This window comes from Nocardioides segetis, from assembly GCF_051390595.1.
Taxonomy (GTDB): Bacteria; Actinomycetota; Actinomycetes; order Propionibacteriales; family Nocardioidaceae; genus Nocardioides.
Map to the genome: position 1 here is coordinate 255,783 of NZ_JBNINR010000006.1, position 26,386 is coordinate 282,168.

The following is a 26,386-nucleotide window of genomic DNA, read 5'->3' on the forward strand; positions in this document are numbered from 1 at the left end:
GCTGCCGACGCCGGTGGCGCCACGGGCAGCCTACGGGACCGGAGCGGGCGACATCGACCGCTCGTGATGACGAGCCCGCAGCGAAGGAGTACTCCCCCCTGGTGCGCGGAATCCTCGCACGCCGGGCCAACCGGGTCCAATCGGCCCGGTCGCCGTGACGGCTACCCTGCCTCGCATGACAGACGCGCCGACGCCCTGGCCCGGCGGCGAGACGCCCGCGGTGCCTGCGGCCACGTGGTCGCGAGCGACGCCCGAGCCCGGGCGCGCCCTGGCCGAGCTGGCGGCGAGGCACGGGCTGGGCGAGTGGCGCGGCGGGGTGCCGATCGACGTGTCCGCCTCCACGAAGGTGGTCGGCTGGTCCGGCGCGTTCGTCGCCGTCGGTGCGGCCGGGACGCTGCTGAGCCTGCGCGCCGACGGCGGCGGCGCGGCCGTCGGAGCGGTGCTGAGCGGGGCCGTCGGGCTGCTCGCCCTCCTGGTCCTGGTGGCCACGCTCGTCGACATGGCCCAGCAGCGCCACCGCGCCGTGCAGGTCTACGACCACGGGCTGGTCCTGCCCCAGGGCGCCCGCGGGTGGTACGCCGTGCCGTGGGCGAGCGCGCGGATCGACACCGTCGGCGGCGAGTACGACGAGGACGGCTGGCTCCTCGGCAACCCGACGATCGACTGGCGCATCGGTGTCCCGGACCGCGAACGCCACATCTCGATGCTCGAGGTGACCGACGAGATGGCGGCCGCGTACCACCATGCGTACCTGAGGGCCTGCACCGTGCAGCACGCGAGGGCGATGGCGGAGCTCCGGGCCGGGCGGGAGGTCGTGATCGGCGACGTCACCCTGCGGCCCGACGGCTACCGCGGCACGCGCGGCAGCGGCCCGTGGAGCACGCTGGTCGACGTGACCTGGAGCCGGCCGGACCACGCGATCGTGGTCCATCACCAGAGCGCGGCGGGTGTGGAGCGCCGCCTGGTCACCGGCACCGACGACGACCTGCCCAACCGCGCGCTCGTGATCGCGCTGATGCGCAGCCAGCTGCGTTGAGCCTGCATCCACCGATGCGCCGCGTCGCGAGCGTCACCGGACGGGCCCCACGCCCGCCGAACGGGCGGGCCGCTCAGGGCAGGCCGGTGACCCGGGCCATGGTGGCGAGCTTGGCCCCGGTCTCGCGGACTTCGGAGGCCGGATCGGAGCCGGCGACGATGCCGGCTCCCGCGAACAGCCGCAGCCGCGGGCCGTCCATCACCGCCGCGCGGATGGTGATCGCGAACTCGCCGTCGCCGTGCCGGTCGACCCAGCCCACGCAGCCGGCGAACCAGTCGCGGAGGTCGCCCTCGAGGTCGGCGATCACGGCGTTGGCCGCGGCCGTCGGTACGCCGCCCACGGCCGGCGTCGGGTGCAGCAGCTGCGCCAGGCGCAGGGCGCTCGGCCCGTCGACCGGGTCGGCGAGGCGGGCGTGGATGGGCGTGGCGAGGTGCCACACGGTGTCGGTGGACAGCAGCTCGGGCGTCGCGGGGTACTCGATCTCGACGCAGACGTCCTTGAGCGCGTGCACGATCGCCTCGACGACGAAGGCGTGCTCGGCGAGGTCCTTGGCCGAGCGCTGCAGCTCACCGGCCCGGCGCAGGTCCTCGTCGGGATCGTCGGCGCGGGGCACGGATCCGGCGAGCGGGGTGCACGAGATCTCCGCGCCGACCCGCCGCACGAGGAGCTCCGGGCTGGCGCCGACCAGGATCGGTCCGTCGGTCGGCGCCGCGCCGTCCCCGCCCGACACCAGGGGGACGCTGAAGACGTAGCGGCCGGGCCGCGTGGTCAGGAGTCGGTCGATGATCTCCGCCGGCACCAGGGGCGGGTCGCTGACGACGTCGAGGCACCGGCCCAGCACCACCTTGTGGAGGTCGCCGTCGGCGATCCGCTCCAGCGCGGTGGCCACCATCGCGGCGTACTCGTCGGGGGTCGGGAACTCGGTGACCTCGTAGGTCCGCCGCACCGAGTCGTCGCGGTCCGGGCGCTGCAGGGCGTGCTCCGAGCCGACCACCAGATGCGCGAGCCCCGGCGCGCCGGCGGCGAAGGACAGCGCGCACAGGGCGCGCTCCCCCGGCCCGAGATCGGCGACGACCTGGTCGGCCCAGGCGGGGTCGGCGCCGTCGGGCGTCATCCGGGTGCGACGCACCTCGTGGGCGACGTACGCCTGCTCGCCCGACGCGAAGAGCATCGGGCGAGCAGCGAGCGCCGCGGGGGTGATCGGATCCCGCGCCATGCCTCTCAGCCTAGATGACGTCCCGGGCGACGCCGACTGCGGAGCACGCTCAGCAGGCCGGCCAGCACGAGCAGTCCACCGAGGACGAGCTGCCAGGGTCGGTACGGCGCGCCGGCGTTCGGGAGCCCGGCGCCGCCGCGCTCCTCACCTCCGGCGGCCACGGCGTCGAAGGTGTTGACCACGCGGACCGAGGCCTCCCCCGGCCCACCGGTCGGCGTGAGGTCGACCGGGATCGTCGCCTTGCGCGACTTCACGACCTGACCGGCGACCTTCGCGGTCATCGAGGTCGACGCCGCACCACCGTCCTTGGTCTCCTTCAGCGTGCAGGCGGCGCTCGACGGCAGCTCCTGGTAGGACGCCCGGTAGCCGTTGCCCTTCGCGAGCACGCGCTCCGCGCCGCCGGGCACGTCGAACGCGACCCGCTGGCCGTCGACGAGCCAGGTGCAGGCCAGCGCGACCCGGAACGGACCCTTCGCACCCGGGGCCGCGGGGTCACCGACGACCTCCTTGGTCACGTCGAGCGAGGTCAGCCGGAAGGTGTTGGTCGCGGTCAGCGACACCCGGCTGGTCTCGGCGTCCTGGGCGGGCGCCGGCACCTTCACGACACCGTCGGCCGGCGTGAGCACGCTCGACGTCGCGCCGCCCGTGCCCGTCTCCTTCACCGTGCAGGTCGTGCCGACGGCGAACGGTCCCACCGTGCGCGAAGCTCCGGCGGCGAGCCGGATGGTGTCGTCGAACGGCGTCTGGCCGCGGTAGGTGCACTGCATCTGGAAGGTGAAGGTGCCGGTGCCGTAGCGGGCGGCGCCGTCGCCGTCGACCTTCTTCTCCAGCGTCACGGTGCCCGCGTCGTAGGCGTTGGTGACCTCGACCTCGGCCGGGACGGTGCCGGGCGTGACCGTCGCCGAGCCGTCGCCGTTGTCGGCGACGTTGTCACCGGTGACGACGATCCGGTCGGCGAAGAACCGGTCGGTCTCGGTGACCTCGCAGGCGGCGCCCACCGGGATCCGGTCGGCCGGGGCGGTGAAGGTCTTGCCCTCCTCGAGGGTGAACTCCAGCTCCGTGGTGCCGGCGTCGTCGAAGGTGACGTCCTGACCCGTGATCGACGTGCAGCTCAGGGTGAAGGTGAACGGCCCGAAGGAGGTGCCGGTCGCCGGGGTCTGGACCCGCTTGGTCACCGACAGTCCCGTGAACCGGTAGTCGTTGGTGATCGTCTCGGTCGGCACGGTGTCCGGATCCTCGACGTCCACCGTCACCGGGGTGCCGGACCGCGAGGTCTCGCCCCAGCGGCCGAGCGGGCCCTGCTCGTCGAAGGTGCACGAGCTGCCGTTGGCGCTGATCGGCACGCCCTCGATCACGGCGAGCCAGTCGCCGGCCCGGCGCAGGGCGAGCTCCTCGTCCGAACCGAGGTCGAGCGGCACCCCTCCGGCCTCGCACTGCGCGCCGACCCGGATCAGGTCCGGTGCGTACGACGCCGCGGGGCCGGTGATCTCCTTGCGGAGCCGGACCGAACCGGTGCGCAGGTGCACGCCGACCCGGCTCGGGGCGATCTGGCGGAACATGTTCCGGTCGGTGTACTTGAACTTGATGCCGTGCTGGTTCCAGGCCAGCAGGTCGTCGGCCGGCACCGTGCGGGGCACCCCGCTGGCGTCGGTGTCGGAGGCCATCACGTTCGTGGTGGAGAAGGTGACGTCCACGGCCTCACCGGCCCGCAGCGAGCCCTGGGGCGTCGTACGGAAGTCGAGGTGGACGCGGATGCCGGTCACCTCCGACCAGTCGGTGTCACCGTCGGCGACCGTCCACGCCTCGCCGTTCTGCTCGCAGACCGGCTGGGTGGGCAGGCCACTCCAGGTGCCGGCGCACACGCCGGCGCTCGTGGTGACCTCGATGCGCTGGGTCGTGCCCGCCGGCGCGTGGACCTGCAGGGAGCCGGCCACGAGCTGCGGACGGAACGCCGACCCACGGGCGTTGCCGGACACCAGCTGGAGGTCGCCACGCACCGGGAGCTGGTCGAAGACCGTCATCTCGTCGATGGTGACCGTGCCGGCGTTGACGCTGTGCAGGACCCAGTCGTCGGTCCCGTCGACCTGGCTGTTGGCGACACAGGGCGTGCGGTAGTAGGAGCCACCGGTCGCGGCCAGGGTCGGGCTGCACGTCGCGGCCGGGTTGGCCGGGTCGAACGCCCCGTCGAGCGAGCCGCGCACGCCCTTGACGGTGTAGAGGTTCGGCCCGTCGACCGCGCCGACGAAGTCGGACGTGCCGCAGGTCTGCTTGTCGTTCGACCAGTCGTCGGTCAGGCCGCCGTTGGACACGACGTTGCGGCACGAGGTCAGGGTCTCCTCGGTGCGCACCGTCATCGTGTTGGTGGCCTTCTCCCCACTGCCGAGACCGGGCTGCAGCTCGAGCTGCAGCCGGATCCGGAAGACCTCGCCCGGGAGCATCCGTGCGCCGTCGCCGGGCCAGGTGAACCGCAGGACGGATCCACCGGACTCGGGCGTCACGGTGACCTGGTCCGACAGCGTCCCCGCCGGGTCGGCCGTGAAGGTGGGCGGCACGCCGGTGTAGAGCAGCTCCGGCGGCAGGACGTCCTTCAGGTCGGTCAGGGTGAGATAGCCCGTGCCGGCGTTCTCGATGGTGAGGTCGAACGGCACCAGCTCACCGACCGACGCCAGCCGGGTGCCGTCGTTGGTCAGCTTGCGGACCGCGATCTCCCGCGTGCCGGGCGACAGGTCGATCGTGGCGCTCGCGTCCTTCGGCCCGGCGTCGTTGCCGTCGGGCCGCGACGAGGACGACGTCTGCGTGTTGGTGATCTCGCCGTCGAAGCGGACCGGGTCGCCCGAGTCGCGGTAGGTCTCGCGCAGGCGCACCCCGAACGTGGCCGCGACGGCCCAGTTCGGCGCCGGCACCGTCGACGAGAACAGCTGCCCGTCGGCTCGGCTGAACGTGACCCGGACGCCCTGGACGTCGGCCGGCGAGATGCCGTCGGGCAGGTGCGGCAGCTCCGCCGGCGTGCCGATCACCCACTGGGTGCCGTCCCAGGCGTCGACCCTGATCCGGTCGACGCTCGCCGGGTAGGAGAACTGGTGGAAGCCGGTGAAGCGGAAGGTGTTCCAGAACTCCGGCGACTTGGCCTGGTCCTCGATCACGACCTGCTGGGGCGAGAGCGTGCTGCGCGGGTCGGAGCCCTGGTTCGCGCCGAGCGTCACCGTGACCGGTACGTCGGGCTTGGGCTCGTTGATCAGGCTCGGCGTGATCGTCTTGGTCGGCGTGATGTTGACCAGGCCCCCGGTCAGCACCAACGTGGCGTCCGCGACGTCACCGGTCTTGACCCCGGTGCCCGCGATCGGGTCGTACGACTGCGCGAACACACGGTTCACGACGTCGAAGGTGTCCCCGGCCCGCAGCACCTGGTCGGCGCCGGTGCTGCGCAGCGTCGGCCGCAGCCGGGTCTGCAGGCTGATCGTCAGGTCGTTGTCCTGGGTGATCGTGCCGCCGGACGTGGCCGGGTCGGTGTGCTGGAAGGTCACGCTGATCCCGACGATGCTGCCCGGGTCGCTCACTCCGCCGTTGACCGCGGCCATGGTCGATCGCTCCGAGGAGTAGGTCCGCGTGGCCTCGTCGTAGCGCAGCAGCCACACCACGGTGGCCGCCTGGTCGATCTGACCCGGCTTCGACGCGGTGATGGTGATGCCGGTGACGTCGAAGCGCTCCAGCGGGTTGGGCCGCGACGCGCTGCCGAGGTGGTCGGCATCGAGGTCGAACGGGTCCGCGGTGGCACCCGTCGCGTCGGCACTGCTCTGGCAGTCCGCCACGGTGGTGTCGGTGCAGGTCGCGGGGTCGGTCAGGCGGACGTACGACGCCCGCGCGGTCGACCCGTTGTTCCCCTTGAGCACCCAGGTCGCCGTCGGGTAGTCCTGGGCGGGAGTGCCCACCGGCGGCACGTGCACGGGAGCCGTCGGGGTGACCGCCTTGGTCACGGCGACCACCGGCTCGGGGTCGAGGATCTGGATGGTGTCGGCCGCGGTGTCGGTGACGGGAGTGCCGCCGCCGACGGGCGTGCCGCGCAGCTCGGTGTCGTTCTCGACGACGCCCTCGTCCGCGGTGTTGTAGTCGCGGTCGGCGACCACGAACGCCCCGTCGGAGCGGGCCTTGTCGCGCACCTGCCAGCCCAGCGAGAACCGGCGGTCGGTGCTGCCGGCGCCGACGCCCGTGCCGGGGTCGGGGGCGTAGGGGTCGAACGCGTTGCCGGCCTGCTGGGCGGCCTCGCGCCGGGCGGTGTCGGCCGCGGTCTCCTCGACCACGATCCGCACGCCGGTGGTCGACGCCCGCTGGGCGGGCGTCAGGTCGTAGCCCTTGAAGCCGCCGTCCGGCGCGCGCCAGGAGCCGCCCGGGGCGGGGACGACGACCCACGTGCTGCCGTCGTAGAGGGCGACCTCCGTGACGGTGTCGTAGCGCAGGTACCAGCCGGTGGAGTACGGCGTGGCCGACGCTCCGACCGGGTCGATCCGGACCAGGTCGAAGGCGTCGTACACGGTCGCCCCGACCGGGGTCGTCGCCGGGTCGGCCGCGCCGTCGCTGATCCGCACGGGCGAGAGGCCCTTGCTCACGTTCCAGTCGAGGTGGGTCGTGGCGCGGTCACCCGACTGGGCGTCCACCGCGGCGTCGCTCCAGCTCTTCTCGATGTCGACACCGGGTCCGGGTCCGCTGTCGTCGGTGACGATCGTGCCCGCGTCCTCGTCGCCGTCGGCGCCGTGCAGGGCGTTGCCGCCGGCCGACTCGCCGTCGGCGGTGACCGTCGCCGCGTTGACGTACCGCGTCGGCGTGTCCGGCCCGGGCGTGACGTCGCCGCCGCCGCGCAGGATGCCGCGGGCCTCGAACTCGAGGTTCGGCGTCAGCGTGACGTCGCTCGGGAAGCCGGTGCTGTTGTGGAACGAGAACCGGATGCCCTGGACGTCGTCGCGGTCCAGGCCGGACGTGCCCAGCGCGGCCGCGGTGGCGGCGGCGTCGAGCCGCAGCACGGTCGCCTCGGGCTGGGGGCCGTGCACGACCAGCTCGTGCCACGTGCCGTCGGTGTCTTGCACCTCGACGGTCAGCGTGGTGCCGGCCGGCACCTGCGTGGGCGCGATCGAGACCAGGTCGAAGGCCTCCCAGAACTCGGCGTTCCCCGTGCCGACGACGTCCTCGACGACGATGTCGTGGACGACGGCGCCGTCGCCGTGGGCGATCACGTTGGCCTTCAGCGACGAGATGACGGACTGGCCCGGGGCGACGGCCGATCCCGGCCGCACCGCCTTGTCCAGCGTGGCGGTGATCGCCGGGTCGACGACCCGCAGCGTGTCGGTGTCGCTGTCGGTGTCGGTGAGACCGTTCGAGGCCTTGACCTCGACGTCGACCTTGTTGGTCAGGGTCACCTCGGCCGCGCCGTCGGTGGCGTCCTCGGTGGTGGCGATGGTGAACGCCGCGCCGCCGGTCTCGTCGGCCTCGATCGGGCCGGTCCAGGTGATCTCGAAGCCGGAGATCTTGGCGCTCGGGGCGCTCGGCACCTGGCCGGCGCCCACGGTCCGCTCCTCGGTCCCACCCGCGAGCAGGTGGTAGGTGACCGTGGCACCGGTCGCGGCGGCGGGCCAGGTCAGCGGGCCGCTGAAGCCGTCGAAGGTGACCTCGTCGGTGAAGAAGTCGAGGTCGGCGACGGTGAGGCTGGTGACGGGCACGCCGCCGTTGGTGCCGGTGATCGTCGCCGGGGCGTCCTGCCCCGCGGTGATGCTGTCCGGCGAGATGTTCTTGTTCGCCTCGACCGACGGGATCGCCGGGCGGACGACGTACGACGCCTGGCCGTCGTCGCGCACGGTCGGCTGGCCGGCGAGCGCCGCGGAGCCCGTGGTCACGTTGTCCACGCGGTGCTCGTCGGTCGACAGGTCGTCGCCGTCGTCGCGGTCGGTCGCGCGCTGGGTGAGGTCGAGGTCGAGCTCGATGCGCTGTCCGGGCGCGACGGTGCCGTCGCAGGTGACCCGGATGCCGCCGACCTCGGCGTTCGTCACGCCGGCGGGGAGGCCCAGCGGGCTGCTCGCGGGTGCGTCCGCGCCCTCGACCCAGCTCCACGTGCCCGCGGTGCGGACGTAGGCGTCGACGCGCACGGTCGTGCAGCCGGCGGGCAGCGCGACATCGCCGAAGCCGGCGAAGTCGGTGATGGTGAACGGGTTGCTCGAGTCGAGCTCCACCGCGCCGTCCGGAGCGCTCTTCGGCTCCTGGAGGGTGAGACGGTCGACCGCGACGTTGCTGGAGTTGCGCGCCGTGAGACCGATCGTCGACTCCGCGCCGGGGTTGAACGACTGGCTGCTCGGCATCCAGGTCTTGTCGACCGCGACACCGGTGGTGATCGGCGCCTCGACGTTGATCGTGGCGCTGCTGGTCTTGGTGTTGGCGTTGGACGCCGTGACCCGCGCGGTGTTGACGATGTCACCGCTGCGGCCCGGCGGGTAGTCGTCGGGCACCTTCAGCGAGATCGAGATCGTGTAGGTCGTGCCGGCCTGCAGCCCGATGCCCACCGGACCGTCCGTCGGCTGCTGGAGGTCGACGGTGAGGCTCGTGCCCGCCGCGACGGTGGCCGGGTGGCTGGCTCCCCCGCCCGGCTGCCAGGTCACGGTGCGCGGCACCGTGGTCGGGTTCGGGCTGAACGAGACGTTCTGGATCGCGAACCCGACCAGCTCGTCCGGCAGCTCGTCGACCACCTGCGCGTCGAGGCAGTCGTCCTCCGAGCAGCGCACCTGGATCTGGTAGGTGAACGTCTCCCCCGGTGCGGGGGCGGTCTTGTCGACCGACTTGTCGATCTGCAGCGACTCCGGCGCCGCCGACGACGGCGGTACCACCATCAGCGCGCTCAACATCGTCATGAGCATCGCCAGGCCTCCCACAACCCAACGACGCATGCTCCCGCCCTGAAGCGGGCGTACCTCTCCCACGGTATGTCCCTCCCTATGTCCCGGAGGAGACGGTACGTGGGAAAAAACGCGGACAACGCCGGAATGCCCCGAAAGTTATGCAGGTCTCACCAGAGATCCCCCGGATCCTCCCCCGGATTCCGGTCCGGCGCGGTCGCATCGCCTCGCTGGGGAGGGGACCTCGCGGTCAGTCGCCGCCGTAGGCGGCACCGAGCTGCTCGAGACGCGCGCGCCCGCCGTCCTCGGCCGTCAGCACCCAGACCCCCCGCTCCGTGAGGGCGAAGGTGTGCTCGTAGTGGGCCGCCCAGCCGCCGTCGGAGGTCACCACCGTCCACGCGTCGGCCGCGACGTCGGTGGCCGGGTCGCCGAGCGTGATCATCGGCTCGACGGCCAGCGCGATGCCCTCCCGCAGCCGCGGGCCCCGACCGGGGCGGCCCTCGTTGGGCACGTCGGGCTCCATGTGCATGGCGGTGCCGATGCCGTGGCCGGTGTAGCCGTCGACGATGCCGTAGGCGCCCTCGCCGTGGACGTAGGACGCGACCGCGTGCGAGATGTCGCCGACCCGCCCGCCGCTGCGCGCGGCCGCGAGCCCGCGCCACAGCGCCTCCTCGGTGACCCGCATCAGCTCCGCGACGTCGTCGCGCACCGGTCCCACGGCGACGGTCGTCGCCGCGTCGCCGTGCCAGCCCTGGCCGGCGTCGTCGAACGCGATGGCGCCGCAGTCGATCGAGATGACGTCGCCCTCGGTGAGGACCCGCCCACCCGGGATGCCGTGCACCACCTCGTCGTTGACCGAGGCGCAGATGCTCGCCGGGAACGGCGGCTCGCCGTAGCCGAGGAACGACGGCACGCAGCCCTCGTCGCGGATGCTCGCCTCGGCGAGGGCGTCGAGCTGCGCCGTCGTGACACCGGGCCGGACCGCGTCACGCACCCGCGCGAGCGTGCGCCCGACGACGAGGCCGGCCGCGCGCATCGACCGCACCTGCTCGGGGGTCTTGATCTCGATCCGGTGCTGGCCGAAGAACACCGTCAGGCCGCCCTAGAGAACCGGCCCCGGCCACGCCCGGCAGCGTGGCGCACGGCGGCGAAGCCGCACGGACCGAAGCCCGTGGGTCGAGCGTGCGAGGCCCGGGCGGCGAGGTCCGTCTGCGACACGCTCGGGCAGATCAAGACTGCGGCAGGTCGTCGAGGGCGTCGAAGATCCGCTGCTGGACCTCGTCGATCTCGCCCATGCCGTCGACGGAGACGACCAGGCCGCGCTCGGCGTACACAGCGATCAGCGGCTCGGTCTCCTCGACGTAGACCTCCTGCCGGCGGCGGATGACGTCCTCGTTGTCGTCGGCGCGGCCCTCGATCTCGGCCCGCTTCAGCAGCCGGCTGATCAGGGCCTCGCGGTCGACGGTCAGGCACAGGACGGCGTCGATGCGGTGGCCGGTCTTCTCGACCATCTCGTCGAGCTCGGTGACCTGGGCCAGGGTGCGCGGGTAGCCGTCGAGCAGGAAGCCCTTCTCGGCGTCCGGCTCGGCGATCCGGTCCCGGACCATGTTGTTGGTGACCTCGTCGGGGACGTACTCCCCCGCGTCCATGTAGCGCTTGGCCTCGATGCCGAGCGGCGTGCCCTGCCCGACGTTCGCCCGGAAGATGTCTCCGGTGGAGATGGCCGGCACGCCGAAGTGGTCGGCGACCGCCTTCGCCTGGGTGCCCTTGCCAGCACCCGGCGGGCCCATGATCAGAAGCCTCAACGCAGGAATCCTTCGTAGTTGCGCTGCTGGAGCTGGCTCTCGATCTGCTTCACGGTGTCGAGCGCGACGCCGACCATGATCAGGATGGACGTGCCACCGAACGGGAAGTTCTGGTTGGCGTTGATCAACACGAACGCGATCAGCGGTACGAGCGAGATCAGACCCAGGTAGAGAGCACCCGGCAGCGTGATGCGGGACAGGACGTAGGACAGATAGTCCTGGGTCGGCTTGCCCGCCCGGATCCCGGGGATGAAGCCGCCGTACTTCTTCATGTTGTCGGCCACCTCTTGCGGGTTGAAGGTGATCGACACGTAGAAGTAGGTGAAGAAGATGATCAGCAGGAAGTACGCCGCCATGTGGATCGGGTGTCCCTGGTCGACGAGGTACTCGTTGACCCACCGGATGAACTGGTTCGGGTTCTCCTGGTTGAACTGCACGGCCATCGCCGGCAGGTAGAGCAGCGACGAGGCGAAGATGACCGGGATGATGCCGGCCTGGTTGACCTTGAGCGGGATGTAGGTCGAGCTGCCGCCGAACATCTTGCGGCCGACCATCCGGCGGGCGTACTGCACCGGGATCCGGCGCTGCGCCTGCTCGATGAAGATGACGGCCGCCACGAGGACGAGGCCGATGATGACCACGATGCCGAAGGTCCACCAGCCCTGGCTGATCTTGACCTGCCACAGCGAGGCGGGGAAGGTCGCGACGACCTGGGTGAAGATCAGGATCGACATGCCGTTGCCGACGCCGCGCTCGGTGATGAGCTCACCGAGCCACATGATGACCGCGGTGCCCGCCGTCATCGTCACGACCAGCACCAGGAAGGTCTGCGTGTTGTTGGAGTGCAGCAGCGGGTACTGCGAGCTGTCACAGCCCTGCAGCAGGTTGCCGGTGCGCGCGAGCGCGACGATGCCGGTCGCCTGCAGGACCGCGAGGCCGAGGGTGAGATAGCGCGTGTACTGCGTGATCTTCGTCTGGCCGGCCTGGCCCTCCTTCTTGAGGGCCTCGAGCCGCGGGATCACCACGACGAGCAGCTGCAGGATGATGCTCGCGGTGATGTACGGCATGATGCCGAGCGCGAAGATCGTCAGCTGGAGGAGCGCTCCGCCGGAGAACAGGTTCACCAGGCTGTAGAGACTGGCGTTGCTGCCTTCCTCGACCACCTTGATGCACTTCTCCACATTGGAGACGTGCACGCCAGGTGCCGGGATCTGGGACCCGGCCCTGAAGATGACGATGATCAACAGGACGAACAGCAGCTTGCGCCGCAGGTCCGGGGTCCGGAAGGCGTTCACGAACGCGGTGAGCACGCGGGTCCTCTTCTCTCATCGCTGGCCTTGTGGCCGCGGGGAAGCCTAACAGGGGGCACACAGCCGCCGGTCCGGTACGCCGATGAAGACGGGCGATCCGGCCGGCACGCTGACGGCGGAGACGAACGAGGGGCGCTGTCGGACCGGGTGTTCCCCCAAGTCCGACGCGCCCCTCGCAGCGTCGTCACAGGACCGTGACGGTCCCGCCGGCGCCCTCGATCTTCTCCTTGGCCGAGGCCGAGAACGCGTCCGCGCTCACCGCGACCTTGACCGTCAGGTCACCCTGGCCGAGCACCTTGACCGGGTGGCCCTTGCGGACCGCGCCCTTGGCGACCAGCGTCTCCGGGGTGACGTCGCCACCCTCGGGGAACAGCGCGCTGATCCGGTCGAGGTTGACGACCTGGAAGGTCACCTTGAACGGGTTCTTGAAGCCCTTGAGCTTCGGGAGCCGCATGTGCAGCGGCATCTGGCCACCCTCGAACGCGACCGGGACCTGGTAGCGGGCCTTGGTGCCCTTCGTACCACGACCCGCGGTCTTGCCCTTGGATCCCTCACCACGACCCACGCGGGTCTTGGCGGTCTTCGCGCCCGGCGCGGGGCGCAGGTGGTGCAGCTTGAGCGTCATAGTCACTCGCCTCCGACGACCTCGACCGTCACCAGGTGACGGACGGTGTGGACCATGCCCCGGATCTCGGGACGGTCCTCCTTGATCACGACGTCGCCGATCCGCTTGAGGCCCAGGCTGCGCAGGGTCTCGCGCTGGTTGGCCTTCGTGCCGATCTTCGACTTGGTCTGCTGGACCTTCAGCTGAGCCATCAGACCGTCACCGCCTCGGGCGCGGATGCCTTGGCGGCGGCCGCGGCGGCCTCGCCCTCGGCCTTGGCCTTCAGCAGCGCCGCCGGGGCGACGTGCTCGACGGGCAGACCACGCCGCGCCGCCACCGACTCGGGCTGCTCCAGCATCTGGAGCGCCGCGACGGTCGCGTGCACGATGTTGATCTGGTTGGACGAGCCCAGCGACTTGCTGAGCACGTCGTGGATGCCGGCGCACTCCAGGACGGCGCGCACCGGACCACCGGCGATGACACCGGTACCGGGGGCGGCCGGACGCAGGAAGACGACACCGGCCGCCTTCTCGCCCTGGACCGGGTGCGGGATCGTGCCCTGGACGCGCGGGACGCGGAAGAAGTTCTTCTTCGCCTCCTCGACGCCCTTGGCGATCGCCGCGGGAACTTCCTTGGCCTTGCCGTAGCCGACGCCGACCAGACCGTCACCGTCACCGACGATCACGAGGGCGGTGAAGCTGAAGCGACGACCACCCTTCACGACCTTGGCGACGCGGTTGATGGCGACGACGCGCTCGACGTACTGGCTCTTCTCGGCGCCACGACCACCGTCGCGGCCGCCACGGCCACCACGGTCGCCGCCCGAACGCTGTCCGCGCTGGGGTCCGCTCATGATCTCTCCTCAGTCCTGTTCGCGGTCAGAAGGTCAGGCCGCCCTCGCGGGCGCCATCTGCCAGGGCCGCGATGCGACCGTGATACTTGTTGCCGGCGCGGTCGAAGACGACCGACTCCACGCCCTGCTCCTTGGCACGGGAGGCGACGAGCTCGCCGACCTTCTTCGCCTTGGCGGTCTTGTCGCCGTCGAAGGCACGCAGGTCGCCCTCGAGGGTCGAGGCCGACACGAGCGTCTTGCCGACCAGGTCGTCGACGACCTGGGCGGTGATGTGCTTGCTCGACCGGGTGACCACCAGGCGCGGACGCTCGGCGGTGCCGGAGATCTTCTTGCGGCCGCGGATCTGGCGGCGCAGCTTGGAGCTGGCGCGAGCCGAGAGGTTCCGCTGGTGCTTGAGGGTGATCGCCATGGTCACTTACCAGCCTTTCCGACCTTGCGACGGACGTGCTCGCCGGCGTACCGGACGCCCTTGCCCTTGTAGGGCTCGGGCTTGCGGAGCTTGCGGATGTTGGCGGCGACCTCGCCGACCAGCTGCTTGTCGATGCCGACGACGCCGAGCTTGGTCGGGCCCTCCACCGTGAAGGTGATGCCCTCGGGGGCGTCGAAGATGATCGGGTGCGAGTAGCCGAGCTGGAACTCCAGCTGCGTCGGGCCCTTGGCCAGGACGCGGTAGCCGACGCCCACGATCTCGAGCTTCTTCTCGTAGCCCTCGGTCACGCCGACGACCATGTTGTTGATGAGCGTGCGGCTCAGGCCGTGGTAGGCCTTCGAGAGGCGCTCGTCGTCGGGGCGCTTGACCTCGAGGACGCCCTCGCCCTTCTCGACGGTGATCGGAGCCACGACGGTGTGGGTCAGGGTGCCCTTCGGGCCCTTGACCGTGACCGCGGCGCCGTCGATCTGGACGTCGACCCCAGCCGGGACCGGGACGGGGAGCTTGCCGATGCGCGACATGTTCTTCTCTCTCCTTCCCTTGTCACCAGACGTAGGCGAGGACTTCCCCACCCACGCCCTTCTGGTTGGCCTGGCGGTCGGTCAGCAGACCCTGGCTGGTCGAGATGATCGCCACGCCCAGGCCGCCGAGGACCTTCGGCAGACCGGTGTGCTTGGCGTACACCCGCAGACCGGGCTTGCTGATCCGGCGGACACCGGCGATCGAGCGCTCGCGGTTGCGGCCGTACTTGAGGGTGACGGTCAGCAGCTTGCCGACGCCGTTCTCGTTGTCGGCGACCGCGTAGGAGGTGATGTAGCCCTCCTGCTTGAGGATCTCCGCGACGCCTTCCTTGAGCTTGCTGTACGGCATGGTCACCGCGTCGTGGTACGCCTGGTTGGCGTTGCGCAGACGCGTGAGCATGTCTGCGATCGGGTCAGTCATCGTCATGATGTGTTTCCTTCTGCTGTGGTTTCCGCCCGCTCACGGCGCGCGGACCTGCAACGTTGTTGGGTATTACCAGCTCGACTTGGTGACGCCGGGCAGCTCGCCGCGGTGAGCCATCTCCCGCAGGCAGATCCGGCACAGGCCGAACTTGCGGTAGACGGCCTTGGGCCGGCCGCAGCGCTGGCAGCGGGTGTAGCCGCGCACCGCGAACTTGGGCTTGCGGGCCGCCTTGACCTTGAGCGCAGTCTTCGCCATGACTCAGTTCTCCTTGAACGGGAAGCCGAGCTGCTTCAGCAGCGCGCGCCCCTGCTCGTCGTTGGTCGCCGTGGTGACGATGGTGATGTCCATGCCCCGCTGGCGGTCGACCTTGTCCTGGTCGATCTCGTGGAACATGACCTGCTCGGTCAGACCGAACGTGTAGTTGCCCCGGCCGTCGAACTGCTTCGGCGAGAGACCGCGGAAGTCACGGATGCGCGGGAGCGCGAGCGCCAGCAGGCGGTCGAGGAACTCCCACATCCGGTCGCCGCGCAGCGTGACGTGCGTGCCGATCGGCATGCCCTCACGCAGCTTGAACTGGGCGATGGACTTGCGCGCCTTAGTGACCGCCGGCTTCTGGCCGGTGATCGCGGTGAGGTCGCGGATCGCGCCCTCGATCAGCTTCGAGTCGCGCGCGGCCTCGCCGACACCCATGTTGACCACGATCTTGGTCAGGCCGGGCACCTGCATGACGTTGGCGATCTCGAACTCGGCCTTGAGCGCCGGGAGGATCTCCTCGCGGTACTTGGTCTTGAGGCGAGGGGTGACCTTCTCGATGGTGGACTCGCTCATCTCAGATCTCCTTCCCGGTCTTGCGGGAGACGCGGACGCTGCGCGTCGAGCTGTACTCCGAGCCGTCGGGGCGGCGCTTGGTGACGTCGACCCGCTTGTAGCCGACCTTGGTCACGCCGTCGCCCTCGACCAGCATCACGTTGGACACGTGGATCGGGGCCTCGGTGGTGATGATGCCGCCGGTGTTGCCGGAGCGCGAACCCTGGTCGACGACCTTGGTGTGCTTCTTGATCCGGTTGACACCCTCGACGATCACGCGCTCCTCCTCACGGAGGACCTTGATGATCTTGCCCTCGGCGCCCTTGTCCTTGCCGGCGATGACCTTGACGGTGTCGCCCTTCTTGACGCGCAGGTTGGGCTTCTTGCGCACCTGCTCGGACTTCTTGCGGGCAGCCATCACAGCACCTCCGGCGCGAGCGAGATGATCTTCATGAACTTCTTCTCCCGCAGCTCGCGGCCGACCGGCCCGAAGATGCGGGTGCCGCGGGGCTCACCGTCGTTCTTGAGGATCACCGCCGCGTTCTCGTCGAAGCGGATGTAGGACCCGTCGGGCCGACGCCGCTCCTTGACGGTGCGCACGACGACCGCCTTGACGACGTCGCCCTTCTTGACGTTGCCGCCGGGGATGGCGTCCTTGACAGTGGCGACGATGACGTCGCCGATGCCGGCGTAGCGACGGCCGGAGCCGCCGAGCACCCGGATGCAAAGGATCTCCTTGGCACCGGTGTTGTCGGCGACCTTGAGTCGCGACTCCTGCTGAATCATCGATTTCTCCTGGTTGTCGTGCCGGTTCTCGGGCCCTCACCGCGACGGACGCGGAGGGGTCGAGCCTGGCCGAACGTGTGGACTACTTGGCGCGCTCGAGGATCTCCACCACGCGCCAGCGCTTGGTGGCCGACAGCGGGCGGGTCTCCATGATGAGGACGCGGTCACCGACGCCGCAGTCGTTCTGCTCGTCGTGGGCCTTGAGCCGGGTGTTGCGGCGCATGACCTTGCCGTAGAGGGCGTGCTTGACGCGGTCCTCGACGGACACGACCACGGTCTTGTCCATCTTGTCGCTGACCACGAGGCCCTCGCGGGTCTTGCGGGCGTTGCGCTGAGCGGTCTCGTTGCCCTCGTTGGACTCCGTGCTCATCAGTTCTCCTCGTCCGTTGCCGGAGCGGTCCGGATGCCGAGCTCGCGCTCACGCACCACGGTGTAGATCCGGGCGATGTCCTTCTTGACCGTGCGGAGCCGGCCGTGGCTCTCCAGCTGACCGGTGGCCGCCTGGAAGCGCAGGTTGAACAGCTCCTCCTTGGCCTCGCGCAGCTTGGCCTCGAGGTCGACCTCGTTGAGCTCGTCCAGCTCGTGGGCGCGGATGACGTTCGCCATCAGAACTCACCAGCCTCTCGCGTGATGAATCGGGCCTTCATGGGCAGCTTGTGGATCGCACGGCGCATCGCCTCGCGGGCGATGTCCTCCGGCACACCGGACAGCTCGAACATGACGCGGCCGGGCTTGACGTTGGCGACCCACCACTCCGGGGAGCCCTTACCCGAGCCCATGCGGGTCTCGGCGGGCTTCTTGGTGAGCGGACGGTCCGGGTAGATGTTGATCCAGACCTTGCCGCCACGCTTGATGTGGCGGGTCATGGCGATACGAGCGGACTCGATCTGGCGGTTGGTGACGTACGCACCCTCGACCGCCTGGATACCGAAGTCACCGAACGCCAGCGACGTACCGCCCTTGGCCGCACCCCGACGCTTCGGGTGGTGCTGCTTGCGGTGCTTGACGCGACGCGGCATCAACATGGGTCAGGCCCCCGTCTCATTGGTCGTTGCGGTGGTCGGCTCCGCCGTGGCCTCGGGGTTGGCCTCCACAGCGGGAGCCTCCGAGTTGCGGTCCGAACGGTTCGGGCGGTCACCGCGCGACCCACGGGTCGGACGGTCGCCACCGCGGCTGGGGCGGCCACCGCGACCGGGGACGCCGGCGCGGGCGGCAGCCTGGGCCTGGCGCTCGGCACGGGTGCCGGCGACCTCGCCCTTGTAGATCCAGACCTTCACGCCGATGCGGCCGAAGGTCGTGCGGGCCTCGTAGAAGCCGTAGTCGATGTCGGCACGCAGCGTGTGCAGCGGGACGCGGCCCTCGCGGTAGAACTCGGTGCGCGACATCTCGGCGCCGTTGAGGCGACCCGAGCACTGGATCCGGATGCCCTTGGCACCGGAGCGCATCGAGGTCTGCATGGCCTTGCGCATCGCGCGGCGGAACTGAACGCGGCCCGAGAGCTGCTCGGCGACGCCCTGGGCGACCAGCTGCGCGTCGATCTCGGGGTTCTTGACCTCGAGGATGTTGAGCTGGACCTGCTTGCCGGTGAGCTTCTCGAGCTCGCCACGGATCCGGTCGGCCTCGGCGCCACGGCGACCGATGACGATGCCGGGACGCGCGGTGTGGATGTCGACGCGGACCCGGTCGCGGGTGCGCTCGATCTCGACCTTGGCGATGCCGGCCCGCTCCATGCCCTTGCTGAGCAGCTTGCGGATCGCGACGTCCTCGCCGACGTACGACTTGTACAGCTTGTCGGCGTACCAACGCGACTTGTGGTCGGTCGAGATTCCGAGGCGGAAGCCGTTCGGGTTGATCTTCTGACCCATTACTTCTTGCCCTTCTTCGCGACGACGTCGGCCGGCTGGACCGCGATGGTGATGTGGCTGGTGCGCTTGTTGATCCGGGTGGCCCGGCCCTGCGCACGCGGACGCCAGCGCTTCATCGTCGGCCCCTCGTCGACCCGCGCGACCGAGACGACCAGGTCGCCGGTGGCGAGGCCCTCGGTCGTCGCGGCGTTCGCGACGGCGCTGGCCAGCACCTTGGAGACGGTCTCGGACGCCGCCTGCGGCGCGAACTGCAGGAGGGTCAGCGCCTCGTCGGCGGGCAGGCCACGGACCAGGTCGACCACGCGGCGCGCCTTCATCGGGGTGATCCGCACGAAGCGGGCGGTCGCGAACGCGCCGGGCTCGTCGCCCAGGAGCGACTCGCGACGCGCGCTGGTGCGGTGACGCTCAGTGGTGCTCATCGACGGCGTCCCTTCCGGTCTTCCTTGACGTGGCCGCGGTAGGTGCGGGTCGGCGCGAACTCACCGAGCTTGTGACCGACCATGGAGTCGGACACGAAGACCGGGACGTGCTTGCGCCCGTCGTGGACCGCGATCGTGTGGCCGATCATCGAGGGGATGATCATGGACCGACGCGACCAGGTCTTGATGACGTTGTGGGTGCCCTTCTCGTTCTCGGCGTCCACCTTCTTGAGCAGGTGGCCGTCGACGAAGGGGCCCTTCTTCAGGCTGCGAGGCATCGTCTAATTCCTTCAGCGCTTGTTCTTGCCGGACTTGCGGCGGCGGATGATCTGGGAGTCGCTGGCCTTGCGCTTGCGCGTGCGGCCCTCGGGCTTGCCCCACGGGGAGACCGGGTGACGACCACCGGAGGTCTTGCCCTCGCCACCACCGTGCGGGTGGTCGACCGGGTTCATGACCACACCGCGGACGGTCGGGCGCTTGCCCTTCCACCGCATCCGACCGGCCTTGCCCCAGTTGATGTTGGACTGCTCGGCGTTGCCGACCTCGCCGATCGTGGCGCGGCAGCGCACGTCGACGTAGCGCATCTCGCCCGAGGGCAGGCGCAGCGTGGCGCGCGAGCCCTCACGGGCGACGAGCTGCGCGCTGTTGCCGGCCGAGCGGGCCAGCTTGGCGCCGCCACCGGGGCGGAGCTCGACGCAGTGGATCGTCGTACCGACGGGGATGTTGCGCAGCGGCAGGTTGTTGCCCGGCTTGATGTCGGCACCGACGCCCGACTCGACCCGCATGCCCTGCGTCAGGTCCTTCGGCGCCACGATGTAGCGCTTCTCGCCGTCGGCGTAGTGCAGCAGCGCGATGCGCGCGGTGCGGTTGGGGTCGTACTCGATGTGCGCGACCTTGGCCGGCACGCCGTCCTTGTCGTAGCGACGGAAGTCGATGATGCGGTAGGCACGCTTGTGACCGCCACCGTGGTGCCGGGTGGTGATCCGGCCCTGGTTGTTGCGGCCGCCCTTCTTGGGCAGCGGACGGGTCAGCGACTTCTCGGGCGTGGTCCGGGTGATCTCGGCGAAGTCGGCCACCGAGGAGCCGCGGCGGCCCGGGGTGGTCGGCTTGTACTTGCGGATTGCCATGTCAGATTCCTCTACCTAGCCCGGTCAGGAGACCGGACCTCCGAAGATGTCGATGCGGTGACCGTCGGCCAGGCTCACGATGGCGCGCTTGGTGTCCTTGCGCTTGCCGAGGCCGTTGCGGGTGCGGCGGACCTTGCCCGGACGGTTGAGCGTGTTCACCGAGGTGACCTTCACGCCGAAGATCTTCTCCACGGCGATCTTGATCTCGGTCTTGTTGGCGTCCGGGCGCACCAGGAAGGTGTACTTGTTGGCGTCGAGGAGGCTGTAACTCTTCTCCGACACCACCGGCGCGATCAGGACGTCGCGGTGGTCCTTGTGCAGGGTGCTCATCAGTTGTTCTCCTCCGCGGGCGTGGTCGTGCCACCGGCGACGAACAGGTCGAACGCGGCCTTGCTGAACACCACGTCGTCGCTCACGAGGACGTCGCGGGTGTTGAGCTGGTCGACGGCCACGATGTGCACCTCGGGCGCGTTGCGCAGCGAGAGCCAGGTGAGGCTGTCGGTGCGCTCCAGCACGACGAGGAACTTGCGGCGGTCGGTCAGCTCGAAGAGCGAGGCGAGCGCGGCCTTCGTCGACGGCTTGTCGCCGGAGACGAGACCCTCGACGACGTGGATCCGCTCGTTGCGGGCCCGGTCGGAGAGGGCGCTGCGCAGGGCGGCGGCCTTCATCTTCTTGGGGGTGCGCTGGCTGTAGTCGCGCGGCTGCGGGCCGTGGACGGTGCCACCGCCGGCGAACTGCGGCGCGCGGGTCGAGCCCTGGCGGGCGCGACCGGTGCCCTTCTGCTTGTAGGGCTTCTTGCCACCGCCGCGGACCTCGCCGCGGGTCTTGGTGGCGTGCGTGCCCTGGCGCGCGGCGGCCTGCTGGGCCACGACGACCTGGTGCATCAGCGGGATGTTGAGCTCGGCGCCGAAGATCTCGGCGGGCAGCTCGACGGAGACGGTCTTGGCCATGATGATCAGCCCTTCTTCGCAGCCGTGCGGAGAACGACGAGACCGCCCTTGGGGCCGGGAACGGCGCCCTTGATCAAGACGATGCCCTTCTCGACGTCGACGGCGTGGACGGTGACGTTCTGGGTGGTGACGGTGTCGGAACCCATGCGACCGGCCATGCGCAGACCCTTGAACACGCGACCGGGCGTGGCGCACGCGCCGATCGAGCCCGGCTTGCGGTGGTTGCGGTGGGCACCGTGCGAGGCGCTCACGCCGGCGAAGCCGTGACGCTTCATGACACCGGCGAAGCCCTTGCCCTTGCTGGTGCCGGTCACGTCGATGACCTGGCCGGCCTCGAACGTGTCGACGGGCAGCTCCTGGCCGACGGTGTACTCGCTGGCGTCGGCGGTGCGGATCTCGACCACGTGGCGGCGCGGGGTGGTGCCGGCCTTGGCGAAGTGACCCGCCTGCGGCTTGTTGACCTTGCGGCCCTCGATCTCGCCGTAGCCGATCTGGATGGCGTTGTAGCCGTCCGGCTCGGGCTGGCGGACCTGGGTCACGACGTTGGTGCCGGCGGCGACCACGGTGACCGGGATGACCCGGTTGTTCTCGTCCCAGAGCTGGGTCATGCCGAGCTTGGTGCCCAGCAGTCCCTTCACGTTGCGCTCAATAGTCATGTCTCGAACCTCAGAGCTTGATCTCGATGTCGACACCGGCCGGCAGGTCGAGGCGCATGAGGCTGTCGACCGTCTTCGGCGTGGGGTCGATGATGTCGATGAGCCGCTTGTGGGTGCGCATCTCGAAGTGCTCGCGCGAGTCCTTGTACTTGTGCGGCGAGCGGATGACACAGAAGACGTTCTTCTCGGTCGGCAGCGGCACCGGGCCGGCGACCTTCGCACCCGTACGGGTGACCGTGTCCACGATCTTGCGCGCCGAGGTGTCGATCACCTCGTGGTCATAGGCCTTGAGCCTGATGCGGATCTTCTGTCCCGCCATAGGTCTCTCTCGTCCTTACTCGTCGTACGACTCTGGGTCCTGGGCTCCGACCCCCGCGGTCGGGCGTGTCGCACCTGGTGCGGGCACACGCGTCTCCCGGAGGGGGAAGCGGAGCTGTTGTTCTCGGCTGACTCGGCCTTGGCGGCGTGCGGCACGAGCTCAGACCCGACGACCGCTCACGCTCCACGCGGCACGGATCGGGCCCGGGGGCCGATCACTCCGCTGGGGAGGCACGATTCAGTAGTCAAGATCTAGCGCGTACCTCAGGCGACCTGCCCGGGGCAACCGGAACATCTTGGCAGAGTTCGCGGGGCGCACCAAATTGCGGCGGCCGGTCCCCACGCGGGGGCGTCGCCCCCGGGTTCCGCGGGGTCGCGGATGCAAGGATGGCGCGCATGACCGACGGCCCCGCGCAGCAGTACCCGCCCCCGGGTGCGCCGCCGCCCGCCGATCCCGGGCCGCCGCCCCCGGGCGGCTCCTACCCGCCGCCCGGCGCGACGCCCCCTCCCGCCGCCCCGCCCGGGGCACCGGGTCCGGCTCCGGCGGGCTGGGCGCCGTACCCGTCCGGACCGGCACCGCGCCCGGCACCCGGGCTGCTGCTGGGGGCGGCGCACAAGCCCGGCGCGTTCCCCCTGCGTCCGCTGAGCCTGGGCAACATCTATGACGGCGCCTTTCGGATCATCCGGTTCAATCCGAAGGCGACGGTGGGCGCCGCGGTGCTGGTCACCGCGGTGGCGATGGTGATCCCGGTGATCGTGACCGTCGTGCTGACCTTCACCGTCGGCATCGCGGTCGACGCCTCCGGCGAGCTGGAGGCCGACGCGAGCACCGCCGACGCGCTGGGACTGCTCGCGGCGTACGGCTCGCTGCTGGTGTCCCTGGTGGTCGCCCAGGTGGGGGTCGTCTTCGTGACGGGGATGGTCGCGCACGTCACCCGGGCCGCGGCCGTCGGTCGGCGGCTCGGCCTGGGCGAGGCGTGGGCCGCCACCCGGGGCAAGCGCTGGCGCCTGCTCGGCCTGACCCTGCTGATCAACGTGGCCTTCCTGCTCCTGCTGGCCGCCTACGTGCTGCTGTGGGTGGTCGTCGTGGCGGCCGTCGGCGGCGAGCCGTTGCCGGTCGTGCTCTGGGGAGTGGTCACCGTGCCGGCGTTCATCGCGCTGTGCTGCTGGCTGTGGATCCGCTTCTACTACCTGCCGGTGCCCGCCCTGATGCTCGAGCCGGTCGGGGTCTTCGACGCGATCGGACGCGGCTGGTCGCTGACCTCCCGTCAGTACTGGCGCACCTTCGGCATCGCCCTGCTCACCGTGCTCATGGTGCAGTTCGCCGGCGGGCTGCTGACCTTCCCGGTGAGCATCATCGGCAACGTCGCCGCCTTCGCCGCGCCGGAGTACGCCGCGCTCCTGCTCATCGTGACCCAGGCGGTCGCGCTGGTGATCCAGAACGCCTTCGTCGCCCCCTTCCTCGCCGCCGTGACGTCGGTGCAGTATGTCGACCTCCGCATGCGCAAGGAGGCCTTCGACGTCGAGCTGATGCGCGAGGCGGGGATCGTTCCCGCATGAGGCCGCACGCACCTCGCCGGGGCGCGGCATGATCCCGGCGCTCCTGGTGGCGCTGGAGCCGCCGCTGGACCCGAGCGGCGACGAGGCGCGCGGGGAGCTGCGCCGCGAGCTGGTGCGGCCGGAGTACTACCAAGACGACATCGTCGACCGGCTGGGTCGCTGGTTGGACCGGCTGATCTCCAGCACGGTCGACGCCGCGTCCGGCTCGTCGGGCCTGGCCGCCGCGGCGGCGATCCTCGTCGTGCTGCTCCTCGTCGGCGCGGTGCTGTTCCTGGTGAGCCGCGCCCGGCGGACGGCCGCCGGGCAGCCGGCGAGCGCCCCCGCCCTGACCGGCGAGGTGATCACGGCCGACGCGTTGCGGGCCCGGGCCGAGGCCGCCCTCGCGGCCGGCGACGCGACGAGCGCCCTGGTCGACGCGTTCCGGGCGGCGGCGGTGCGCCAGGTCGAGCGCGGGCGGATCGAGGACCTGCCCCAGGCGACGGCGCACGAGCTGGCCGGCGCTCTGGTGGCCGTCTTCCCGGAGCACCGCGCCGCCGTGCTGCACGGCGCGGACCTCTTCGACGGCGTGCTGTACGGCGAGCGGCCGGCGAGCCCGGACCAGGCCGGCGAGCTGCTGGCGCTCGACGACGCGCTCGCGGGACGGACGGTCCACCGGTGACCGCGGCGACCCCGGTGCGCCGGCCCCGGATGCGGGTGGCGGTCGCCGCCGCGATCGTCCTCGCGCTCGCGGTCGCGGTGTGGACCGCGCGGGGCACCGCGCAGTACCCCGGCACGGCCGACCCCCGCAACCCCGGCCCCGAGGGCGCCCAGGCCGTGGCCCGGGTGCTGGCCGACCAGGGCGTGGACGTGACCATCGCGCGCTCGGCGGACGCCTTCGAGCAGGCGACGGTCGACCGCGACACCACGGTCGTGGTGACCGACACCCACCAGCTCGCGCCGAGCACGCTCGCCCGACTGCGCGACCACACGGCCGCGGCGGGCCGCGTGGTGCTGGTCGAGCCCGGTCACGCGCTGTTGCAGGAGATCGACCCCGGACTCGGCTCGCTGCCGGTCCCGGCCGACGAGGACGACGGCGTCGCGGCCCGGTGCGCCGACGGTGTCGCGGGCGTCGGTCTGGACGGACTGACCCTCGCGGTCGACCAGGCGACGTCGTACGCCGGCGACGGGTGCTTCCCCACCGAGGACGGCGCGCTGGTGCGCCCCGTCGACGGCCTGGTCCTGTTCGGCGCGGGCGAGGCGCTGACCAACGACCAGGTGACGCGCGCCGACAACGCGGCCGTCGCGCTCCGGCTGTTGGGCCACGACGAGCGGCTGGTCTGGTACGTCCCGGACGCCGCGGACGCGGTCGGCGACGACGCCGTGACGCTCGGCTCGCTGGTGCCCGACTGGATCGGTCCCGGGCTGTGGGTGCTGGCCCTGAGCGGTGTGGCCCTGGTGCTGTGGCGCTTCCGTCGGCTCGGCCCGCTCTCGACCGAGCCGCTGCCGGTCGTCGTGCGCGCGGTGGAGACCGCACGCAGCCGGGGCCGGATGTATCGCCGCAGCGGCGATCGCGCCCACGCCGCCCGGGCGCTGCGGACCGCGACCCGCGCCGACCTGGCCGGCCGGCTCCGGCTCGACCGCGGGGCGCCGGCCGCGGCCGTCGCCGCGGCCGCCGCACACCAGCTCGGCACCCCCGTCGAGGACATCGCACCGCTGCTCGACGACGAGCAGACCCCACCCGCGAGCGACCAGGACCTGGTCCGGCTCGCGCAGGACCTGGCCCAGCTGAGGAGAGAGGTACGACGCTCATGACCCAGATGCCCCCGCCACCGAGCACCCCCGCCCCCGCCGTCCCGGCCACCCCGGCGGCCCCGGCCGCGACGGCGGACGAGGCCGGTGTCCGCGAGCGGCTGCTCGCCGTACGCCAGGAGGTCGCCAAGGCCGTGGTCGGCCAGGACGCGGCGGTGTCCGGCCTGCTCGTCGCGCTGCTGTGCGGGGGCCACGTGCTGATGGAGGGCGTGCCGGGCACGGCGAAGACGCTGCTCGTGCGGACCCTCGCTCAGAGCCTGGACGTGCGGACCCGCCGCGTGCAGTTCACCCCGGACCTGATGCCGGGCGACATCACCGGCTCGCTGGTCATCGACGCAGCCGGGGGTGGCGAGCTCAGCTTCCGCGAGGGCCCGATCTTCACCAACCTGCTGCTCGCCGACGAGATCAACCGGACGCCCCCCAAGACCCAGTCGGCGCTCCTGGAGGCGATGGAGGAGGGCCAGGTCTCCGCGGACGGCGTCACCCGGCCGCTGCCGCGCCCGTTCCTGGTCGCGGCGACCCAGAACCCGGTCGAGTTCGAGGGGACCTATCCGCTGCCGGAGGCCCAGCTCGACCGGTTCCTGCTCAAGGTGGTGCTGCCGGTGCCGCCCCGCGAGGACGAGATCACGATCCTCACCCGGCACGCCGACGGCTTCGACCCGCGCGACGTCGCCGGCGCGGGGGTCCGCCCGGTGGCCGACGCGGCGGACGTCGAGGCGGGGCAGGCCGCGGTCCGGAGGGTGCAGGTCTCGCCCGAGGTGGCGTCGTACATCGTCGACATCGCGCGGGCGACCCGGCAGTCGCCGTCGCTGTCGCTGGGCGTCAGCCCGCGCGGCGCGACCGCGCTCCTGCGCGCGGCCCGCGCCTGGGCATGGCTGTCGGGCCGCGACTTCGTCACGCCCGACGACGTGAAGGCCCTCGCCCAGGCGTCGCTGGCCCACCGGCTCGGCGTCCGGCCGGAGGCCGAGCTCGAGGGCGTCGACGTGGCCCAGGTTCTGGCCTCCGCCATCGCCTCCGTCCCGGTCCCGCGCTGAGGGCA

At 71.1% G+C, this 26,386-nt stretch carries 31 protein-coding genes; 5 read left to right on the forward strand and 26 right to left on the reverse strand.

The window, feature by feature from the left end:
- Positions 1-175: 175 nt before the first annotated feature.
- Positions 176-1,036, forward strand: a complete 861-nt coding sequence (locus tag ACPZVR_RS13850; protein WP_436700181.1) for a hypothetical protein — start codon at positions 176-178, stop codon at positions 1,034-1,036.
- 73 nt (positions 1,037-1,109) lie between these two features.
- On the opposite strand, the gene ACPZVR_RS13855 is transcribed toward ACPZVR_RS13850, so the two are convergent.
- The 26 genes from ACPZVR_RS13855 to rpsJ all read right to left on the reverse strand — a co-directional run bounded on the left by ACPZVR_RS13855 (position 1,110) and on the right by rpsJ (position 22,000).
- Positions 1,110-2,252 (reverse strand): isochorismate synthase, encoded by a 1,143-nt coding sequence (locus tag ACPZVR_RS13855; protein WP_436700182.1) that lies wholly within the window; start codon positions 2,250-2,252, stop codon positions 1,110-1,112.
- 5 nt (positions 2,253-2,257) lie between these two features.
- Positions 2,258-9,139 carry a DUF5979 domain-containing protein gene (locus ACPZVR_RS13860; RefSeq protein ID WP_436700183.1) on the reverse strand — a complete coding sequence of 2,294 codons (6,882 nt, stop codon included), beginning with the start codon at positions 9,137-9,139 and terminating at the stop codon, positions 2,258-2,260.
- Between the two features lie 235 nt (positions 9,140-9,374).
- The gene (map, locus tag ACPZVR_RS13865) at positions 9,375-10,214 is read right to left on the reverse strand and encodes a type I methionyl aminopeptidase (RefSeq protein ID WP_436700184.1); all 840 of its coding nucleotides are present in this window, start codon (positions 10,212-10,214) and stop codon (positions 9,375-9,377) included.
- Between the two features lie 139 nt (positions 10,215-10,353).
- Entirely contained in the window at positions 10,354-10,929 is a 576-nt protein-coding gene (locus ACPZVR_RS13870; protein ID WP_436700185.1) for an adenylate kinase, read from the reverse strand.
- The gene (gene secY / locus ACPZVR_RS13875) at positions 10,926-12,239 is read right to left on the reverse strand and encodes a preprotein translocase subunit SecY (RefSeq protein WP_436700186.1); all 1,314 of its coding nucleotides are present in this window, start codon (positions 12,237-12,239) and stop codon (positions 10,926-10,928) included. The genes ACPZVR_RS13870 and secY overlap by 4 nt, the downstream gene beginning before the upstream one ends.
- Positions 12,240-12,423: 184 nt before the next feature.
- Positions 12,424-12,864: a 50S ribosomal protein L15 gene (rplO, locus tag ACPZVR_RS13880; protein WP_436700187.1), complete on the reverse strand. Its 441-nt coding sequence runs from the start codon at positions 12,862-12,864 to the stop codon at positions 12,424-12,426.
- Positions 12,865-12,866: 2 nt separating this feature from the next.
- A complete protein-coding gene (gene rpmD, locus ACPZVR_RS13885; RefSeq protein ID WP_136436430.1) occupies positions 12,867-13,055 on the reverse strand; it encodes a 50S ribosomal protein L30 in 189 nt (62 codons plus the stop codon).
- On the reverse strand, positions 13,055-13,696 hold the full coding sequence (gene rpsE / locus ACPZVR_RS13890) for a 30S ribosomal protein S5 (protein ID WP_436700188.1): 642 nt from the start codon (positions 13,694-13,696) through the stop codon (positions 13,055-13,057). The genes rpmD and rpsE overlap by 1 nt, the downstream gene beginning before the upstream one ends.
- Positions 13,697-13,721: 25 nt before the next feature.
- On the reverse strand, positions 13,722-14,105 hold the full coding sequence (gene rplR, locus ACPZVR_RS13895) for a 50S ribosomal protein L18 (RefSeq protein ID WP_436700295.1): 384 nt from the start codon (positions 14,103-14,105) through the stop codon (positions 13,722-13,724).
- A 2-nt stretch (positions 14,106-14,107) separates the two neighbouring features.
- Complete coding sequence (gene rplF / locus ACPZVR_RS13900) at positions 14,108-14,647, reverse strand: 50S ribosomal protein L6 (protein WP_436700189.1); 540 nt, start codon at positions 14,645-14,647, stop codon at positions 14,108-14,110.
- A 22-nt stretch (positions 14,648-14,669) separates the two neighbouring features.
- Positions 14,670-15,074 carry a 30S ribosomal protein S8 gene (rpsH, locus tag ACPZVR_RS13905; protein WP_436700190.1) on the reverse strand — a complete coding sequence of 135 codons (405 nt, stop codon included), beginning with the start codon at positions 15,072-15,074 and terminating at the stop codon, positions 14,670-14,672.
- 66 nt (positions 15,075-15,140) lie between these two features.
- A complete protein-coding gene (locus tag ACPZVR_RS13910) occupies positions 15,141-15,326 on the reverse strand; it encodes a type Z 30S ribosomal protein S14 (protein ID WP_011757321.1) in 186 nt (61 codons plus the stop codon).
- Between the two features lie 3 nt (positions 15,327-15,329).
- Positions 15,330-15,899, reverse strand: a complete 570-nt coding sequence (gene rplE, locus ACPZVR_RS13915; RefSeq protein WP_282403272.1) for a 50S ribosomal protein L5 — start codon at positions 15,897-15,899, stop codon at positions 15,330-15,332.
- Position 15,900: 1 nt separating this feature from the next.
- Positions 15,901-16,296, reverse strand: coding sequence for a 50S ribosomal protein L24 (gene rplX, locus ACPZVR_RS13920; protein WP_436700191.1), 396 nt, complete (start codon positions 16,294-16,296; stop codon positions 15,901-15,903).
- Positions 16,296-16,664, reverse strand: coding sequence for a 50S ribosomal protein L14 (rplN, locus tag ACPZVR_RS13925; RefSeq protein WP_011757324.1), 369 nt, complete (start codon positions 16,662-16,664; stop codon positions 16,296-16,298). The genes rplX and rplN overlap by 1 nt, the downstream gene beginning before the upstream one ends.
- Positions 16,665-16,746: 82 nt before the next feature.
- Positions 16,747-17,034 (reverse strand): 30S ribosomal protein S17, encoded by a 288-nt coding sequence (rpsQ, locus tag ACPZVR_RS13930; RefSeq protein WP_436700192.1) that lies wholly within the window; start codon positions 17,032-17,034, stop codon positions 16,747-16,749.
- Positions 17,034-17,270 carry a 50S ribosomal protein L29 gene (gene rpmC / locus ACPZVR_RS13935; RefSeq protein WP_282403269.1) on the reverse strand — a complete coding sequence of 79 codons (237 nt, stop codon included), beginning with the start codon at positions 17,268-17,270 and terminating at the stop codon, positions 17,034-17,036. Before rpmC ends, rpsQ begins: the two co-directional genes overlap by 1 nt.
- Positions 17,270-17,689: a 50S ribosomal protein L16 gene (rplP, locus tag ACPZVR_RS13940; RefSeq protein WP_257430580.1), complete on the reverse strand. Its 420-nt coding sequence runs from the start codon at positions 17,687-17,689 to the stop codon at positions 17,270-17,272. Before rplP ends, rpmC begins: the two co-directional genes overlap by 1 nt.
- A gap of 3 nt (positions 17,690-17,692) precedes the next feature.
- Entirely contained in the window at positions 17,693-18,529 is an 837-nt protein-coding gene (gene rpsC / locus ACPZVR_RS13945; RefSeq protein ID WP_436700193.1) for a 30S ribosomal protein S3, read from the reverse strand.
- Positions 18,529-18,948 carry a 50S ribosomal protein L22 gene (gene rplV / locus ACPZVR_RS13950; protein WP_436700194.1) on the reverse strand — a complete coding sequence of 140 codons (420 nt, stop codon included), beginning with the start codon at positions 18,946-18,948 and terminating at the stop codon, positions 18,529-18,531. The genes rpsC and rplV overlap by 1 nt, the downstream gene beginning before the upstream one ends.
- On the reverse strand, positions 18,945-19,226 hold the full coding sequence (gene rpsS / locus ACPZVR_RS13955) for a 30S ribosomal protein S19 (RefSeq protein WP_139621517.1): 282 nt from the start codon (positions 19,224-19,226) through the stop codon (positions 18,945-18,947). Before rpsS ends, rplV begins: the two co-directional genes overlap by 4 nt.
- Positions 19,227-19,238: 12 nt before the next feature.
- Positions 19,239-20,075: a 50S ribosomal protein L2 gene (rplB, locus tag ACPZVR_RS13960; RefSeq protein ID WP_141797579.1), complete on the reverse strand. Its 837-nt coding sequence runs from the start codon at positions 20,073-20,075 to the stop codon at positions 19,239-19,241.
- A 24-nt stretch (positions 20,076-20,099) separates the two neighbouring features.
- Positions 20,100-20,405 (reverse strand): 50S ribosomal protein L23, encoded by a 306-nt coding sequence (rplW, locus tag ACPZVR_RS13965; RefSeq protein ID WP_257430576.1) that lies wholly within the window; start codon positions 20,403-20,405, stop codon positions 20,100-20,102.
- Positions 20,405-21,025 (reverse strand): 50S ribosomal protein L4, encoded by a 621-nt coding sequence (gene rplD / locus ACPZVR_RS13970; protein WP_436700195.1) that lies wholly within the window; start codon positions 21,023-21,025, stop codon positions 20,405-20,407. The genes rplW and rplD overlap by 1 nt, the downstream gene beginning before the upstream one ends.
- A gap of 5 nt (positions 21,026-21,030) precedes the next feature.
- Entirely contained in the window at positions 21,031-21,681 is a 651-nt protein-coding gene (gene rplC, locus ACPZVR_RS13975; RefSeq protein WP_436700196.1) for a 50S ribosomal protein L3, read from the reverse strand.
- Between the two features lie 10 nt (positions 21,682-21,691).
- Positions 21,692-22,000: a 30S ribosomal protein S10 gene (rpsJ, locus tag ACPZVR_RS13980; RefSeq protein ID WP_007078637.1), complete on the reverse strand. Its 309-nt coding sequence runs from the start codon at positions 21,998-22,000 to the stop codon at positions 21,692-21,694.
- 395 nt (positions 22,001-22,395) lie between these two features.
- Here rpsJ and ACPZVR_RS13985 point away from each other — a divergent pair, with 395 nt between their 5' ends.
- Genes ACPZVR_RS13985 through ACPZVR_RS14000 form a run of 4 tightly spaced genes read left to right on the forward strand, consistent with a single transcriptional unit; the run spans position 22,396 to position 26,381 of the window.
- Positions 22,396-23,559, forward strand: a complete 1,164-nt coding sequence (locus ACPZVR_RS13985) for a hypothetical protein (RefSeq protein WP_436700197.1) — start codon at positions 22,396-22,398, stop codon at positions 23,557-23,559.
- 28 nt (positions 23,560-23,587) lie between these two features.
- On the forward strand, positions 23,588-24,217 hold the full coding sequence (locus ACPZVR_RS13990) for a DUF4129 domain-containing protein (protein ID WP_436700198.1): 630 nt from the start codon (positions 23,588-23,590) through the stop codon (positions 24,215-24,217).
- On the forward strand, positions 24,214-25,350 hold the full coding sequence (locus tag ACPZVR_RS13995; protein WP_436700199.1) for a DUF4350 domain-containing protein: 1,137 nt from the start codon (positions 24,214-24,216) through the stop codon (positions 25,348-25,350). Before ACPZVR_RS13990 ends, ACPZVR_RS13995 begins: the two co-directional genes overlap by 4 nt.
- Positions 25,347-26,381, forward strand: a complete 1,035-nt coding sequence (locus ACPZVR_RS14000; RefSeq protein ID WP_436700200.1) for an AAA family ATPase — start codon at positions 25,347-25,349, stop codon at positions 26,379-26,381. Before ACPZVR_RS13995 ends, ACPZVR_RS14000 begins: the two co-directional genes overlap by 4 nt.
- Positions 26,382-26,386 lie beyond the last annotated feature (5 nt).